Genomic DNA, 15,291 nt, shown 5'->3' on the forward strand with positions numbered 1-15,291 from the left:
GGAGCCCCACGCCGACGCAACACCCGACGACAGCCCTGGACTGCATCCGATGGTCGCCGCCACGCCGGACTTCCGCAGGCCGATCCGTAGTCGTCCGGACGAGAGTCCGCAGGTCTGGGACAGCGACCGCACAGGATCGACCACAGGACCGGACGACATCCCTTGTCCCGGCGCTGACCTGCGATCTCTCATGCTTCTACGCCACTTCGGCGAGTCGGCCGGCAAGTGTGCCGACCGGCGGTCCACCAAGGAGACACATCATGCGAAAGCATCGTGCGCCCGCCGCACGGGCAACTCGGCGGGTTTCGGCCAGTGCCACCGTCGCCGTTCTCGGCATCACCGCCCTGCTCGGGCTCGCGTCCACCGCCCACGCGGACGACGGTTCTTCTTCCGGCAGCGTCAGCTTCCCCGCCGATTCCCTCAACACCGAGGCCTTCAACCGCATCATCCACGAACCCCTGGACGACTTCGCCAAGGAGGAGCGGGCGAACAACCCCACCGGGTCGAACGATCCCATCGTCGACAACAACGGCATCCGCTGGGACACTGACGGCTGCTCCGACCCCACCGGCCTGTTCGGGGGCGGTGACGCGCGTATCGCCTGCGAGCGGCACGACGTCGCCTTCCGCACCCTCCAGCAGAACGGCCTGTGGAACGCGGACAGCATGAACGATGCGAACAGGAATTTCACCAATGACCTGAGCACACTCCAGCAGCAAGGGAGAATAACGGAACGCCAGGAAGTCGGGCTCGGTGTAGGGGCCGGGGTCGGCTCCAACCTCCCAAGCTCCATACTCGGATCCGAAATCAACGGCCTCCCCCAGTACGACGGCAGCACAGGCAGCCCGTTCGACACCCAAGCCGGCACCGACGGGGTGTTCCAGCCCTCGGAAGGCGCACGTTAAGCAGGCTCCGGCATAACGCCGACATCCTGGCCGGGTGCAGCCACCGTCACAACCCGCTGCACCCGGCCCCTGCCAAATCAAGGCCACTTTCCTTCGGTTGGACTTTGTCCGGGTGGGATTGGCCTTTCTAGCGTGGGTGGCATGGCATCGCATGGAACGACAGGTGACGCGCCGGTCGGGGATGTGGTCGTGGGAGTGAGTGACTCGCTCGCCGGGTTGGCCGCATTGCGCCGAGGCATCCTCGAGGCCCGCAGGGCCGGCCGCACTCTGGTGGCCGTCCGGGCCTGGGAGCCGCCGGAGGGCGACGCGCTCTACCGGCGCTGGCCCGAGCCTTCGTGGGCCCGGCTATGGGCGGGCGAGGCGCAGCGGCGGCTGGACCGGGCCTTCGAGCTGGCGGCCGGCGGGCCTCCGGCCGACCTGCGGATCGTACGACGGGTCGTCCGAGGTCCCGCTGGGCCGGTCCTGTGCGCGATCGCGTCCTCCCCGGACGACCTGCTGGTCATCGGCATGGCCAGACCCCGCGGCCTGGCGGCCCGGCTGCACCGCAGGCCGGTGCACCGGCACATCCCGGCCCGGGCCGCATGCGGGGTCCTGGTCGTGGCGGGCCCTCGGCTGCTACCACGGGAGGCACGGATCCTGCGACGCGGCGGCCTCGTGGAACGGCAGGCCCGGGCGTCGGGCTTGATGCCGTGAGCCGGGCTGTGGGCAGGATCGGCCTACGTCGAGGCGGGTCCCGCGCCGCGGCGGGCGTACACCTCGATCTCGATCTTCATGCGAGGGTCGGCCAGGCCGCACCCCACCATGGTCGCGGCCGGCCGGATCTCGCCGAAACAGCGGCGCAGCACCGGCCGGCAGGGCTCGAAGTCCGCGCGGTCCGGGAGCAGAGAGCGATCCCCGCTACGACGCACGTCGACTGGTCCAGCTCCTGATCAGGAGACTGCGCGCCGACCACACCGACCATCGGGCCGGCAGCCGGAACTGAGCGAAGGACCGGCGGGAAGCCGGAGTCAGAACCAGATCCGGCACGACAGCAGTCCCAGGCCCGCTGCCGCGGTCTGTCTCCATACCCGCAGCGGTTGGTCGAGGATGTCGGCGGCCTCCTCGTCCCCGGGCCAGTCGTCGATACGGCCGAGCACCTGCTCCCGCTCGGCCCCGACAGTGCGAGCACGGACTCGACGGCTTCCAGGCGGCCGCGCACCTCTGCAGCGGTCAGTACCGTGTCGCCCGCCCAGCCCGGCAGCACCCGGGCGCGCTGCGGACCCAGGCCGTGGAACAGGGCCGCCACCGGATTGTCCTTGCGTACAGAGGCGATGAACGGCTCGACATCCTCGTCGAATCGCTCCCACCACTCCATTGACATGCAGCTCACACGCATCGTCCAGAGCGTCGAAGGCCGATGCGTTGACCATGTCGTACAGACACAGTGCCTCGTCGGTGTTGTAGCCGTCGGGCCGCCAGACCGGCACCGCTCCGCCACCACGGGCCACGTCCTGGCAACCGCCACTGACAACGCCCGGTCTGATCGGCTCTCATCTCTCGCCTGACACACCTGGGCTCTCACATCTTTCTTAGATTCGCTCGTCAGAGTCCACGCCCGTGAAGGCGAGGAAGCTCAAGAAGACGAAGACACAGACGAAGGTCATCGCAGTGAGCGGTGCGCTCCTGATGATCGGCGTGGTCGGTACGGCCACCGCGTTCGGTACCGGCACGGGGGAGCCCCGGCGCATCGAAGCGCACGGAACGCAGCTCTCGGTACCGGTCGACGGGGGCCGCGCCATGGTGGACCTCACCTCCCTGGTGGTGCGGGCCCGAGCGGACGACGGCCGTACATGGCAGCTCTCGGCGCCGGCCGCCGGTGATCTGGGCGCGCCGGGGAAGGTCACCATCCGTGATGGGAAGGCCAGTTGGGCGTACGGCGACGGGGGGCTGAACGTCACCGCGTCCGCGCAGGAAGGGCGCCTGGCCGTCACCGTGCGCTCGGCCCGGCAGTCCAGCCTGACCTGGCCGGTCTCCGGCACGGACGGAACGACCGAGGAGCTGCAAGTCCCGCGCGGTGAAGGCTTGTCCATTCCGGTCGCCGACCGGTGGTGGAACTCCGCTTCGGCGGGCCTGGCGGGCACCGGGTCCGATATGGCCGAGGGCCTGACCATGCCGTTCTGGGGCACCAGTCAGTCCGGACGGCACGGGGCGAGCTACATCGTCGAGTCCGACATCGGCACGACCCTCAAGTTCGTCTCCGCCGACGGGCGCCTGCACACGGAGGCCGAGCACGAGTTCGCGCCGCAGCAGGCCACGGGGAACTACACCGTGACGTTCGCGCTCACGGACGGATCGCCCGTCGCCGCGGCACGCGACTACCGCGCTTGGCTGCAGGGTCACGGTGGCATCACCACGCTGCGGCAGAAGATCGCCCGCAATCCCGAAGTCGCCAAACTGGTGGGCGCCTTCCACGCCTACACATGGGGCCAGGCTCGTAGCGCCGAGGGCGTCCGCCGCCTGCGGGGGCTGGGGATCGACCGGATGTGGCTGGGATACGACGCCGACGGCAACCCCATGGACGGTAAGACGACCCGCCTCGCCCGGCAGGCCGGTTATCTCATCGGGCCCTACGACTCCTGGGCCAACGCGCAGGATCCGGCGTCGGCCGACACTCCTGTCTCCGCCTGGCCCGCCCCGGTGTGGCAGGACGCCTGTGTGCGCCGGGCGGACGGCACGATCGTCACCGGTTTCCGCGGCCGCGGCTGTTACGTGAGCTCCGAGGCGCTCCGGCGCGCCGAGCCGTCCCGGCACTATCTGGCCGACCGCACCAGGCAGATGACCGCCAACGGCGCCACGAGCTACTTCCTGGACGTCGACGCCGCCGGTGAACTGTTCACCGATCACTCTCCGGCGCATCCGATGACCAAGGCTCAGGACCGGCGCAACCGGCTCGCGCGGATGGCCTGGCTGTCCGGCGACCGTCACCTGGTGCTCGGTTCGGAGAGCGCGGGCTCGTGGGCGAACGGCGTTCTGTCCTTCAGCCATGGCTCGGGCACACCGGTCGACGACCGGCTGTGGAAGCTGGAGAAGGACCGCCGGACATGGGGCGGTTACCAGCCCGCCAACGCACCGGCGGTCTACTTCAAGCCCGTCCGTCTCCCGGCCGACCTCGCCAAGACGATGTACGACCCGCGATACCGGGTGCCGCTCTATCAGACGGTCCTGCACGACTCGGTGATCAGCACCGAACGCTGGGAGCTGCCCTGGTCGAAGCTGCCGGACCAGAGCCGCACCCGCGCCCTTCTCGCGATGCTGTACAACGTGCCCCTCAACCTGGTCCTCGACCAGGACGAACTGGACCGGCACGGCAAGCAGCTCGCCCAGGTGCAGCGATACTTCGAGCCACTGCACAAGGTGGCGGCCACGCAGCCGATGACCGACTTCCACTGGTTGACGGACGACCATCTCGTGCAGCGGACCACGTTCGGCCGGGGTGTGCTGACCGTGACGGCCAACTTCTCCGCCACCTCCCACGACGGACTGCCCGCCGGGTGTGTCGACGCGGTGATCAAGGGCGGTGCCAGGCACCGGCTGTGCCCCACCGGGCTGTGATGTACGGCCGGCTCCCGGCGCCGCCACCGGTCAGCCGGGGCTGCTTCCGGCCGGCCGAGGCCGACCTCGTCACCGCAGGCAAAGTGCCGGCCGTAGCCCCGCTGCGTTCACTGCGTCCCTCCCGACGGCCTGACGGGACATCATGCCACCAAATGTCGGCGGGAGTTTGCCGGTCGGTCGTAGACCCGCTACGGCCGCGTGCGCTGTGCTGGTCGCGGTCGTCGGCTTATGGTGGGCCGTCACTTGCGTCCGTTCTGAGGGGAACCGATGGAGCCCAGGACCAGGATCGTGAGATACGCCGCTGTCTGCGCGGCAGCCCTTTTGCTCTGTGCCGGCCTGACCACCGCGGCATCCGCCGACAGCGGCAAGGCCAACCCGAACCCGCTCGCCGGCCGGCTCAACGCCTACTGGACCCCGGCCCGTATGGCGGCCGCGCTGCCCGGCGACCCCCGCAAAGGCACCGAGACCGGCACGCCTGCGCCCACCGCGTCCCCTGAGGTGGACGGACCGCAGCCGGGCGAATACATCCCGCCCAGCCGGAGCTTCGACGGCATCCCCCAGGCCGGGACCTTCTTCTGGACGGACGCCACGGGCACCGGCCGCACCTGCAGCGGCTCCGTCGTGCACAGCCCGGGCCGCGACCTGGTGCTGAGCGCCGGACATTGCCTGAAGGGCTACGCGGGCACCTCGCCCAAGCGCCATCTGGCCTTCGTCCCGCAGTACCACGACACCCTCAAACCGTTCGGCATCTTTCCAGTGGCGACCGACGGCGTCTATGTCTCGCAGCAGTACTACGACCTGGGTGAGCACGCGGGCGCCGCGTACGACTTCGCGTTCGCGGTCACCGAGCCCAATGAGGACGGAACGCTCCTGGAAGACGCGGTCGGTGGGGTGCGGCTGCTCACCGGGACGGGTTACTACCACATCCCGGTGCGGATGATCGGCTATCCGGCGGGGGCGGAGAAGCCCCTGGAGTGCTGGAGCTGGACCACCCGGTGGGACAGTGACGACCCGGCCGACCCGGGTACGTTCCCGCGCATCGCCTGCGACGCCTTCGTGGGCGGAACCAGTGGCGGCCCCATGCTCGTACCCTGGCCGGGCGGATGGGCGGTCGTCGGAGTCATCGGCGGCTACCACACCGGCGGCAACACCCCGCAGATCTCCTACAGCGCCTACTTCGGCAGCGCCACCCAGGCCCTGTATCGCGCCGCGGTCGCGGGAGACCCACCGGCCGGACCGCGTGTCGCCGCCGGCTCGTAGGCGAGCACAGCCGCCCCGGAACCGGTGCCTGCACGTCCGGTGCCATGACCGCGTCACCGTGGCACGATAGTGATGCACATCACCCTACTGAAGGGGTGTCGGCTATGGCCGTGTCAGAGGCTGCGCCCGGTCCGAAGACCCAGAAACCCGGGCTTCGCCGTGAGATCGGATTCATCGGGCTCATCTGGGCCTCGGAAGGGTCGATCATCGGATCCGGCTGGCTCTTCGGCGCACAGGGCGCCCTGGCCGCCGCGGGGCCGGCGGCGATCATCTCCTGGGCCGTCGGCGGCATCGCCATCCTCATCCTGGCGCTGGTGCACGCCGAACTCGGTGGCATGTATCCGGTCTCGGGCGGCACCGCGCGCTTCCCGCACTATGCCTTCGGCGGCGCCGCCGGGGCGTCGTTCGGCTGGTTCTCCTGGCTGCAGGCGGCCACGGTGGCGCCGATCGAGGTGCTGGCGATGATCACGTACGGCCAGCACTACTCCTGGGCGAGCGGCTGGGAGAAGGTCAAGGGCGGCGAGCACGTCCTGACCCCGCCCGGTATCGCCGTCGCCGTAGGGCTGATGGCCGTCATCACGGCCATCAACTTCCTCAGCATCCGGCTGCTGGCCCGCACCAACAGCGCCGCGACCTGGTGGAAGGTCGGCATCCCGCTGCTGACGATCTTCGTGTTCGCCATCGCCCAGTTCCACGGCAGCAACTTCACAGCGGCCGACGGATTCGACCCGTACGGGGCCAAGGGCATTCTGTCCGCCGTCTCCACCAGCGGCATCATCTTCGCGCTGCTGGGTTTCGAGCAGGCGGACCAGCTCGCCGGCGAGAGCGCCAACCCCAGGCGGGACATCCCGCGCGCGGTCATCGGCTCGATCATCCTCGGCATCCTGATCTACATCCTGCTGCAGGTCGCCTTCCTCGCCGCGCTGCCCGCCTCCCAGATCGGCAGCCACTGGGCGAACTCGGCGTTCACCGCGCTGAGCGGGCCCTTCGCCCAGGTCGCCACGCTCATCAGCCTGGGCTGGCTGGCAACGGTCCTCTATCTCGACGCCGTGATCTCCCCCGCCGGCACCGGACTGATCTACATCACCGGCTCCTCCCGGGTCTCCTACGGCCTGAGCCGCAACGGCTATGTGCCGTCCGCGTTCGAGTCCACCAACCGGCGCGGGGTGCCCTGGGTCGGTCTGATCACCGCCTTCGTCATCGGCTGCGTCTGCTTCCTGCCGTTCCCCAGCTGGCGTTCCCTCGTCGGTCTGATCACCAGTGCCAGCGTGCTGATGTACGCGGGCGCGCCGCTGTCCTTCGGAGTGTTCCGCAACCGGCTGCCCGACGCCCACCGCCCCTACCGGCTGCCCGGTGGCGGCTGGCTGTCGCCGCTCGCCTTCATCGTCGCCAACCTGCTGATCCTGTGGTCGGGTTGGACCACCGACTGGAAGCTGGGCGTCGCGATCCTGATCGGCTACGTCATCCTGGTCGCCAACCGGTTGTTCAAGATGAACCCCATCACCCCCCAGCTCGACCTGCGCGCCGCCCAGTGGCTGCCGGTCTACCTGGTGGGCATGGGACTCATCGTCTACCTCAGCGACTTCGGGCCGCTCAAGCACCCCTGGTTCCCGCTGTGGTGGGACATCGGGGTCGTGGCCGCCTTCAGCCTCGTCGTCTACTACTGGGCCATGGCGGTCGCCCTGCCCACCGAACGGATCCAGCATCTGATCGACCAGGTCGTCGTTCCGGAGGAGGGGGACATCCTCTGACACCTGGTCAGGCGGTCTGTCGGTGCGGTGTATCGGCTCAGACGGCGTAGCGGCCGGGCGCGAACAGGTGGAGGTTGGCGCGGATCCAGTCCGAGGTGTTGCGCAGACCTTCGTCCAGGGAGACCTCAGGCTTCCAGGACGCCCAGGTACGGGCGCGGGAGTTGTCCGACAGCAGTCGGTGCACCTCGCTGCCGGCCGGACGCAGCCGCGCCTCGTCGACGACGATCTCCGCGTCCCGTCCCGAGACCCCGATCAGCTTGCGGGCCAGGTCGCCGATGGTGATCTCCTCGCCGGTGCCGAGATTGACGACCTCGCCGAGCGCACGGTCGCACTGGGCCACGGCGAGGAAACCCCGGGCGGTGTCGGTGGCGTAGGTGAAGTCACGGGTCGGGGTCAGCGAGCCGAGGCGTATCTCGCGGGCGCCGGAGTGCAGTTGGGCGAGGATGGTGGGGATCACAGCGCGGGCGGACTGGCGGGGGCCGTAGGTGTTGAAGGGGCGGACGACCGTCACGGGCAGCTCGAAGGCGTGATGGTGGGAGAGCACCATCACATCGGCGCCGATCTTCGACGCGGAGTACGGCGACTGCGGCTGGAGCGGATGGTCCTCGGCGATCGGGACGGTCAGGGCGGTGCCGTAGACCTCGCTGGTGGAGGTGTGCACGAGGCGGCGGACGTGGTGACGGCGGCAGGCCTCGGCGATGTTCTCGGTGCCGGTGACGTTGACGGCGACGTAGGCGCCCGGTGAGTCGTAGCTGTAGGGGATGCCGATGAGGGCGGCGAGATGGAAGACGGTGTCGCAGCCGGCCACCGCGTCCATCACCCGGCCCGGATCGCGCACGTCACCCGCGATGACATCCACCCTGGGGTGGTCCTGGAGGTGGGCGAGGTTGCCCTTCTCCGCATAGGGCTTGTAGTGGACCAGGGCGCGAACCGTGGCGCCCTGCTGGACGAGGAGGTCCACGAGCGTGGAGCCGATGAACCCCTCGGCTCCGGTGACAAGGACGGTACGGCCGTGGAAGAAGCCGGATGCCTGCATGGTGGGGCCTTTCTCGAAGGGGGTGAGCTGTTCTCGGTGTCGGTCAGAGGTGGGTGAGCTGGTTCCGGTGACGGTCAGGGCGCCGCGGACAGGGGCGTGGGCAGGGGGTTTCCGGTCAGGTGGAGCACCTTGGCGGCCAGCCGGTCCGCGGCGGTGCGGTGGTGCGTGCCGGCGCCCGCCGTCGCGGCGGCCCGGGACATCGTGTGCAGCCGGACCGGGTCGTCGAGCAGGGAGCCGGCCACGGCTTCGAGGGACCCGGCGGTGGTGTCCTCGTCGCGCAGCAGGACACCCGCCCCGATCCCGGTGAGGGCGCGGGCGTTGTGCGTCTGGTGGTCGCCCGGGGCATGCGGATACGGCACCAGTACGGCGGGCAGCCCGATGGTGGCCAGCTCGGCGACGGTCGCCGAGCCCGCGCGGCACACCACCAGATCGGCGGCGGCATAGGTGAGGTCGATGCGGTCCAGGTAGGCGACCGCGTCGGCGACACGGTCGGCGCCGGTGGCGGTGAGCCGGGCGCGGGCCGCGTCCAGACCCGCCGGGCCGGTCTTGATCAGGAGCCGTACGCCGGTGCGGTCCCGCCAGCGTTCGGCGAGGCCCAAGGCGGCCTCGGTGAGCCGGGCCGCACCCAGGCTGCCGCCGTTGACGAGCAGCAGCCGGGTGTGCGGCGGTACGCCCAGTGCCCGGCGGGCGTCCGCGCGCTCGGCGTCGCGGTCGAGGGCGGCGAGCGGCCCGGACAGCGGCATGCCGACGAGCTCGGGCCGGCAGGACGCGGGCAGGTGGGTACTGCCGGCCTCGAAGGCGAGCGCGACATGCGGGCTGAGCCGGGCCGCGAAGGCGTTCGCCCGGCCGGGCACGGCGTTGGACTCGTGGATGAGACTGGGCAGCCCGGCGAGGCGGGCGCCGAGGATGACGGGGGCGCTCGGGTAGCCGCCCATGCCGACGGCGATGTGCGCACGCTGGTCGCGCAGGATGGTCCGGCACTGGCCGGCGGACTTCAGCAGGGCGGCGGGCAGGGTGAAACGCCGGACGCCGAGGGAGCGGTCGTAGGGGATCATGTCGACCGTGTGCAGGCGGTAGCCGGCGTCGGGGATGAGCCGGGTTTCCAGGCCGCGCTCGGTGCCGACGAACGAGATCACCGCGTCGGGCACCCGGCGGCGCAGCGCGTCGGCGAGCGCCAGCCCGGGGTAGATATGGCCGCCGGTGCCCCCGGCACCGATCACGACGGAGAGGGAAATGTCCATGCCCGGCACGGTCCCGGTCCGTTCTAAGAGGTCTTTAAGAGCGTCGTTTGGCAGGCTGGGTCCCATGAACGACGCAGGTCAGGACCTATCCCTCGCCGGTGCCGCACGCGTGCTGGCCGTGGACGACGACCCCGAGGTACGCGCCGCCCTGGAGGACGGGCTGGCCCTGGAGGGCTTCACCGTCCGGGGCGCGGCGGACGGACTCGCGGCGCTGGCGGCCGTGGCGGACTGGGAGCCGGACGCGCTGGTGCTGGACGTGATGATGCCGGTGGTGGACGGGCTCGCGGTGTGCCGGCAGTTGCGTGCCCTGGGCGACCGTACGCCGATCCTGGTGCTGACCGCGCTCGACGCGGTCAGCGACCGAGTGGACGGACTGGACGCGGGAGCGGACGACTACCTGGTCAAGCCGTTCGCGCTGGACGAGCTGGCGGCCCGGCTGCGCGCCCTGCTGCGCCGCACCGGCTCCGGCGAACCGGCCCCGTCCGCGCAGCTGCGCTTCGCCGATCTGGTGGTGGATCCGCAGACCCGCACGGCGCGGCGGGGCGGGCGGCGGCTGGAGTTCACCCGCACCGAGTGGAGCCTGCTGGATCTGCTGCTGCGCCACCCCGGGCAGGTGCTGGAACGGGAGACCATCATGCGCTGGGTGTGGGGCCGGGACCTCGGCCCTGACTCCAATTCCCTGGCCGTTTACATCGGGTATCTGCGCCGGAAGCTGGAGACCGGCGGAGGCTCGCGGCTCGTCCACACCGTGCACGGCGTCGGCTACCGGCTGGACGAGCGGTGACCCGGCGTCGGTCGTCGACCGGGCGAGCAGCGCCTTGGCATCGGCCAGGGGCTGGGCGTACGGCGATCCGGCGTCGGCTGTCGGTGGGACGCGCGGTGCCCCGGCCCCGCCGGCACCGGCGTCCTCCGCTGCGCCGTCGGCTCGCGCTGACCGCGTCGGCCGCGGTGGCGGGCGTGGCGCTGGCGGTGTGCGCGGGCGCGTACGCCGTCACCGTCTACACCCTGCACCGGCAGTTCGACCTGCAGCTGACACAGGCGGCCACCCTCGCCATCCAGCAGCACCAGCAGAACGGTCCCGGTGTGCAGGCCGGCGAGTGCCGGTACCTGGCCGCACCCGCCTGCGCCCAACTGGTGCCCGAGTCCGCCGCGGACGACCCGCGCCAGCCCTATCTGCTGCCCGTCACCGACGCGGTCCGCGAGGTCGCCGGCCGCCGGCGGGCGCCGTACTACAGCACGGCCTCGGTGGACGGCGATCCGGTGCGGGTGCTGACCACTCCGGCCCGTCGAGGGCTGGCCATACAGGTGGCGCTCCGCTCGGACGGGGTACAGCGGGCCGAGCGGCAGGCGGCCGGGCTGCTGGCCGTGATCGGCGGGGCGGGCGTGCCGGTCGCGGCGCTGCTGGGCTACTGGGTGTCTCGCTCGGGCCTTGCTCCCGTGACCCGGCTGACCTCGACCGCGGAACGCATCACCGCGACGCGGGACGCCGGGCTCCGTATCGAGCTGCCCGCGGAGCCCCGGGGCAGCGAGGACGAGATCACCCGGCTCGCCGTCACCTTCAACACTATGCTCGACGCCCTGGAGGAGTCGCTCGCCGCGCAACGGCGGCTGGTCGCCGACGCCTCGCACGAGCTGCGCACCCCGCTGACGGCGTTGCGCGCCAACGCCGAGATCCTGCTGCGCGCGGACCAGCTGACGCCACGCCAGCGGGAGCGGGCGACCGGCGCGCTCGGCCGGCAGCTGCGGGAAGTGACCACGCTGGTCAACGACCTGATCGACCTGGCCCGCGACGAAGAGCCGCAGCAGGCCCTGGAGTCGGTGCAGCCGGCCGCCCTGCTGGAGCACGCGGTGGCGGCCGCCCGCGATCACTGGCCGCACGTCCCGTTCGTCCTCGACACCGATCCCGCAGCCGCGACCGCCCTGGCGGCTGCGGTGCCGAGCCGGCTGACGCGGCTGTTCTCCAACCTGCTGGACAACGCGGCGAAGTTCTCCCCGCCCGGCGGCCGCGTCGAGGTGGCGGCGCACCGGTCACCGGACGGCGCGCGTGTGGAGATCACCGTCCGCGACCACGGCCCCGGCATCGACGTGGCAGACCTGCCCCATGTCTTCGACCGCTTCTACCGGGCCCGAGCCGCTCGTGCGCTTCCCGGCTCGGGCCTCGGTCTGGCCATGGCCCGGCAGATCGCCCACACCCACCACGCCGAACTCACCGCCCACCAGGCGCCGGGCGGCGGCGCCCTGTTCCGGCTGAGCCTGCCCGTGGACACCGGCACGGGTTCCTGAGATCTGTCCTTTCACAGCGACACCCTCACCGCGACACCCGAGACGGCTCCGGTGTACCGGTAGCCGAACCCGGCGAGACCTGCGCCCCGGTCCACCCCGGCTTTGTGTCTGAACCAAGCCCTTGACCGCGTACCGGATATGACGTTTCGTCAGGCGATCGGCTGTTTCTGTACCGCGCCTTCTTGACAGCAGGGGCCAATGGGTCCAGCTTTCGGGACAACGTTGTCTAAAGGACATCGAAGGGACCTGGTCACGATGGTGCCGTTCCGACTTCTGTCCGTGCTGGCCGCGGGCGCCCTGGCTGTGGGCGCCGCCTCCGTTCCCGTCCACGCCGTTCCCGTCTCACCGGCGCCGGTCTCCGATCCGGCCTCTCTCGTCGATCCGTTCATCGGGACCTCGAACGCCGCCGACGACTTCCCCGGGGCCGACACCCCGTTCGGGATGGTCCAGTGGAGTCCCGACACCAGCCCCCACCGGCCGGACGGCGGCGGCTACGAGTACAAGGACTCGGCCCTCACCGGTTTCGGCCTGACGCACATCGCCGGACCGGGCTGCCGGGCCGCCGGCGACATCCCGGTGCTGCCGACCGTCGGCGCCGTCGACTCGGCCGCGACGGACAGCTTCTCGCACGCCAACGAGTCGGCCACGCCCGGCTCGTACACCGTCTCCCTGGACAACGGCGTCAAGACGGAGCTGACCGCCACCACCCGCAGCGGCATGGCGCGCTTCACCTTCCCGTCCACCAGCCGGGCGAACCTCCTCTTCAAGCTGACGGCCAGCGCGAACGGCGACACGGCCGCCGAGTTCGGCGTGGTGAACGACAGAGAGCTCAGAGGCAAGGTCACCAGCGGCAACTTCTGTGGCGAGGGCAACTCCTACACCGTCTACTACGACATGGTGTTCGACCAGCCGTTCCGCCACAGCGGTACCGCGGTGGCCGCCGCAACGCCCTCCACGCCCAGGACCCACGCCTCCCCCAACGCCCCCGAGGCACCGAACAAGCCGGTGCTGCACGGTGACGTGCCCGGTACGCCGAACACCTTCGCTCCCCGGGCGAGCGGCTCCGACGGCTATGTCACCTTCGACACCACCACCCATCGGGCCGTGCAGGCCAAGGTCGGCATCTCCTATGTCTCGGCCGCCGACGCCGTGGGCAACCGGCAGGCGGAGAACCCCGGTTGGAATCTGGCCAAGGTGCGCGGCGCGGCGCACGACGCCTGGAAGTCCCTCCTCGGACGGGTGCGGATCACCGGCGGGACGCCCGACCGGCAGACCGTCTTCTACACCGCGCTCTACCACGCGCTGCTGCATCCCAACGTGATCAGTGACACCAACGGCCGCTATCCGGGGTTCGACGGCAAGACCCACACCGTCGACAAGGGCCATGGCGCCGCCTACGCCAACTACTCGGGCTGGGACGTCTACCGCTCGCAGGCCCAGCTCGAAGGCCTCGTGGCCCCGAAGATCGCCTCCGACACCGCGCAGTCGATGGTCGACGACTACCGCCAGACCGGACTGTTCCCGAAGTGGTCGGAGAACAACGGCGAGACCTATGTCATGGTGGGCGATCCGGCCGACGAGATCATCGCCGACTACCACGCCTTCGGGGCCCGGAACTTCGACACCGCGACCGCCCTCAAGGGCATGATCGCGGAAGCCACCGTCCCCAACAACAACCGGCCGGGGCTCACCTACCTGGAGCAGCTGGGCTGGCTGCCCAGCAACGGCAAGTACGGCTGCTGCAACTTCTACGGCCCGGCCTCCACGACGCTCGAGTACAACTCGGCGGACTTCGCGATCTCCGCCTTCGCCGGCGCCCTCGGCCACGCCGCCGATCAGCACCGGTTCGCGGACCGGGCACAGGACTGGCAGAACCTCTTCCACCACGACAGCGGATTCATCCGGCCGCGCGACACCTCCGGCACGTGGACGGGCGGGTTCTCCCCCACCTCGGGCAAGAACTTCGTCGAGGGCGACTCCTGGCAGTACACGCCGATGGTGCCGTTCAACCTGCACGGGCTGGCCACCGCCATGGGCGGCGACGCGGCCATGGCCAAGTACCTGGACACGGACCTGTCCTCGCTGACCGGCGCCGGCGGCTACACCAATCTGGGGAACGAGCCCAGCCTCAACATTCCCTGGGAGTACGACTACATCGGCCGCCCGTACGAGACGCAGAAGGTCGTCCGGCAGGTCCAGGACCAGATCTGGACCGACAGCCCCTCCGGGCTGGCCGGCAACGACGACCTGGGCGAGATGAGCTCGTGGTACGTGTGGTCCGCCCTCGGCATGTATCCCGAGACCCCCGGCACCGCCGATCTGGCGCTGGGCAGCCCGCTCTTCCCCCAGGCGGTGATCACGCTGCCGTCCGGCCGCACCCTCACGATCAACGGCACGGGCGCCGCGGACGACGCTCCGTACGTCCAGTCGGCCACCTGGAACGGCGCCGCATGGAACGCGGCCCGCGCTCCCGGGGGTGCCCTGACCGGCGGTGGCACCCTGACCTACGTCCTCGGCGCCACGCCGAACACGTCCTGGGCGTCGGCACCTTCCGCCGCCCCGCCCTCCTACCCGGGCGCGCCCGCCTACAGCGACGTCGGCACGTCCGGCGACACCGCCGCGGCCACGGCCGACTTCGACGGCGCCGGCTTCAGTTACTCCACGCACGCCCTGGCCACCGCGGGGGTCACTCCTGGCGCCAAGGTCACCGTGGGCGGGGTGACGTTCACCTGGCCGGACGTGGCGCCCGGAGCGCGGGACAACTACGAGGCGAACGGGCAGACGGTACCGGCCTCCGGCTCCGGCAGCATCTCCTTCCTGGGTGCCGCCAACAACGGCCCGGTCTCCGGCACCGCCACCGTCACCTACACGGACGGCACGACCCAGTCGGTCCCGCTGGGTCTGTCCGACTGGACGCTGAGCGCGGGCGCCGCCTCACCGCGCGCCGACAACACCATCGCGCTCACCATGCCGTACCGCAATCACGCGGGCACCGCGTCCGACAGCACCACGACATATGTGTTCGCCACGACGCCCGTGGCGCTGAGTCCGGGCAAGACGGTCAGCAGCGTGCGTCTGCCGTCCGACGTCGCGTCCGGGGGCCTGCATGTCTTCGCGATCGGCTTCGGCGGCGCGGCCTCGGCGCCGGGGCGCAGCTGACCGGGGAACATGCCGTTGAGTGGAGCAATGACCGGGGTACGGCGGCGCGGCGCACCAGGCTGGTC

The 15,291-nt window shown here is 70.8% G+C and carries 11 protein-coding genes and 1 pseudogene; 8 read left to right on the forward strand and 4 right to left on the reverse strand.

Annotated features, from left to right (window positions below; all coding sequences use genetic code 11):
* Positions 1-260 precede the first annotated feature (260 nt).
* Positions 261-905, forward strand: coding sequence for a phospholipase A2 family protein (locus M878_RS53355; protein ID WP_023544670.1), 645 nt, complete (start codon positions 261-263; stop codon positions 903-905).
* 141 nt (positions 906-1,046) lie between these two features.
* The gene (locus M878_RS46850; RefSeq protein ID WP_078630174.1) at positions 1,047-1,598 is read left to right on the forward strand and encodes a universal stress protein; all 552 of its coding nucleotides are present in this window, start codon (positions 1,047-1,049) and stop codon (positions 1,596-1,598) included.
* Between the two features lie 23 nt (positions 1,599-1,621).
* Here M878_RS46850 and M878_RS53360 read toward each other — a convergent pair.
* Together M878_RS53360 and M878_RS000000100990 are read right to left on the reverse strand one after the other, a co-directional pair.
* A pseudogene (locus M878_RS53360) lies at positions 1,622-1,795 on the reverse strand (Rid family hydrolase); the annotation flags it as partial.
* Between the two features lie 117 nt (positions 1,796-1,912).
* Positions 1,913-2,041, reverse strand: coding sequence for a hypothetical protein (locus tag M878_RS000000100990; RefSeq protein WP_023544673.1), 129 nt, complete (start codon positions 2,039-2,041; stop codon positions 1,913-1,915).
* Between the two features lie 460 nt (positions 2,042-2,501).
* Between M878_RS000000100990 and M878_RS53365 the strand changes: the two genes are divergently transcribed.
* The 3 genes from M878_RS53365 to M878_RS53375 all read left to right on the forward strand — a co-directional run bounded on the left by M878_RS53365 (position 2,502) and on the right by M878_RS53375 (position 7,507).
* Positions 2,502-4,496, forward strand: a complete 1,995-nt coding sequence (locus M878_RS53365) for a glycoside hydrolase (protein WP_023544674.1) — start codon at positions 2,502-2,504, stop codon at positions 4,494-4,496.
* 288 nt (positions 4,497-4,784) lie between these two features.
* The gene (locus M878_RS53370; RefSeq protein ID WP_031223907.1) at positions 4,785-5,756 is read left to right on the forward strand and encodes a trypsin-like serine peptidase; all 972 of its coding nucleotides are present in this window, start codon (positions 4,785-4,787) and stop codon (positions 5,754-5,756) included.
* Between the two features lie 104 nt (positions 5,757-5,860).
* Complete coding sequence (locus M878_RS53375) at positions 5,861-7,507, forward strand: APC family permease (protein WP_023544676.1); 1,647 nt, start codon at positions 5,861-5,863, stop codon at positions 7,505-7,507.
* Between the two features lie 37 nt (positions 7,508-7,544).
* On the opposite strand, the gene M878_RS53380 is transcribed toward M878_RS53375, so the two are convergent.
* Complete coding sequence (locus M878_RS53380) at positions 7,545-8,543, reverse strand: SDR family NAD(P)-dependent oxidoreductase (RefSeq protein WP_023544677.1); 999 nt, start codon at positions 8,541-8,543, stop codon at positions 7,545-7,547.
* Positions 8,544-8,617: 74 nt separating this feature from the next.
* Positions 8,618-9,784, reverse strand: a complete 1,167-nt coding sequence (locus M878_RS53385; RefSeq protein WP_023544678.1) for a UDP-N-acetylglucosamine--N-acetylmuramyl-(pentapeptide) pyrophosphoryl-undecaprenol N-acetylglucosamine transferase — start codon at positions 9,782-9,784, stop codon at positions 8,618-8,620.
* Between the two features lie 64 nt (positions 9,785-9,848).
* Between M878_RS53385 and M878_RS53390 the strand changes: the two genes are divergently transcribed.
* From M878_RS53390 to M878_RS53400, 3 genes are all read left to right on the forward strand, one after another.
* Complete coding sequence (locus tag M878_RS53390; RefSeq protein WP_051430062.1) at positions 9,849-10,568, forward strand: response regulator transcription factor; 720 nt, start codon at positions 9,849-9,851, stop codon at positions 10,566-10,568.
* 95 nt (positions 10,569-10,663) lie between these two features.
* Complete coding sequence (locus M878_RS53395) at positions 10,664-12,067, forward strand: HAMP domain-containing sensor histidine kinase (RefSeq protein ID WP_023544680.1); 1,404 nt, start codon at positions 10,664-10,666, stop codon at positions 12,065-12,067.
* Between the two features lie 255 nt (positions 12,068-12,322).
* Entirely contained in the window at positions 12,323-15,226 is a 2,904-nt protein-coding gene (locus M878_RS53400) for a lectin (RefSeq protein WP_023544681.1), read from the forward strand.
* Positions 15,227-15,291: the final 65 nt, after the last annotated feature.

Origin of the sequence: Streptomyces roseochromogenus subsp. oscitans DS 12.976 (genome assembly GCF_000497445.1) — a bacterium.
GTDB lineage: Bacteria > Actinomycetota > Actinomycetes > Streptomycetales > Streptomycetaceae > Streptomyces > Streptomyces oscitans.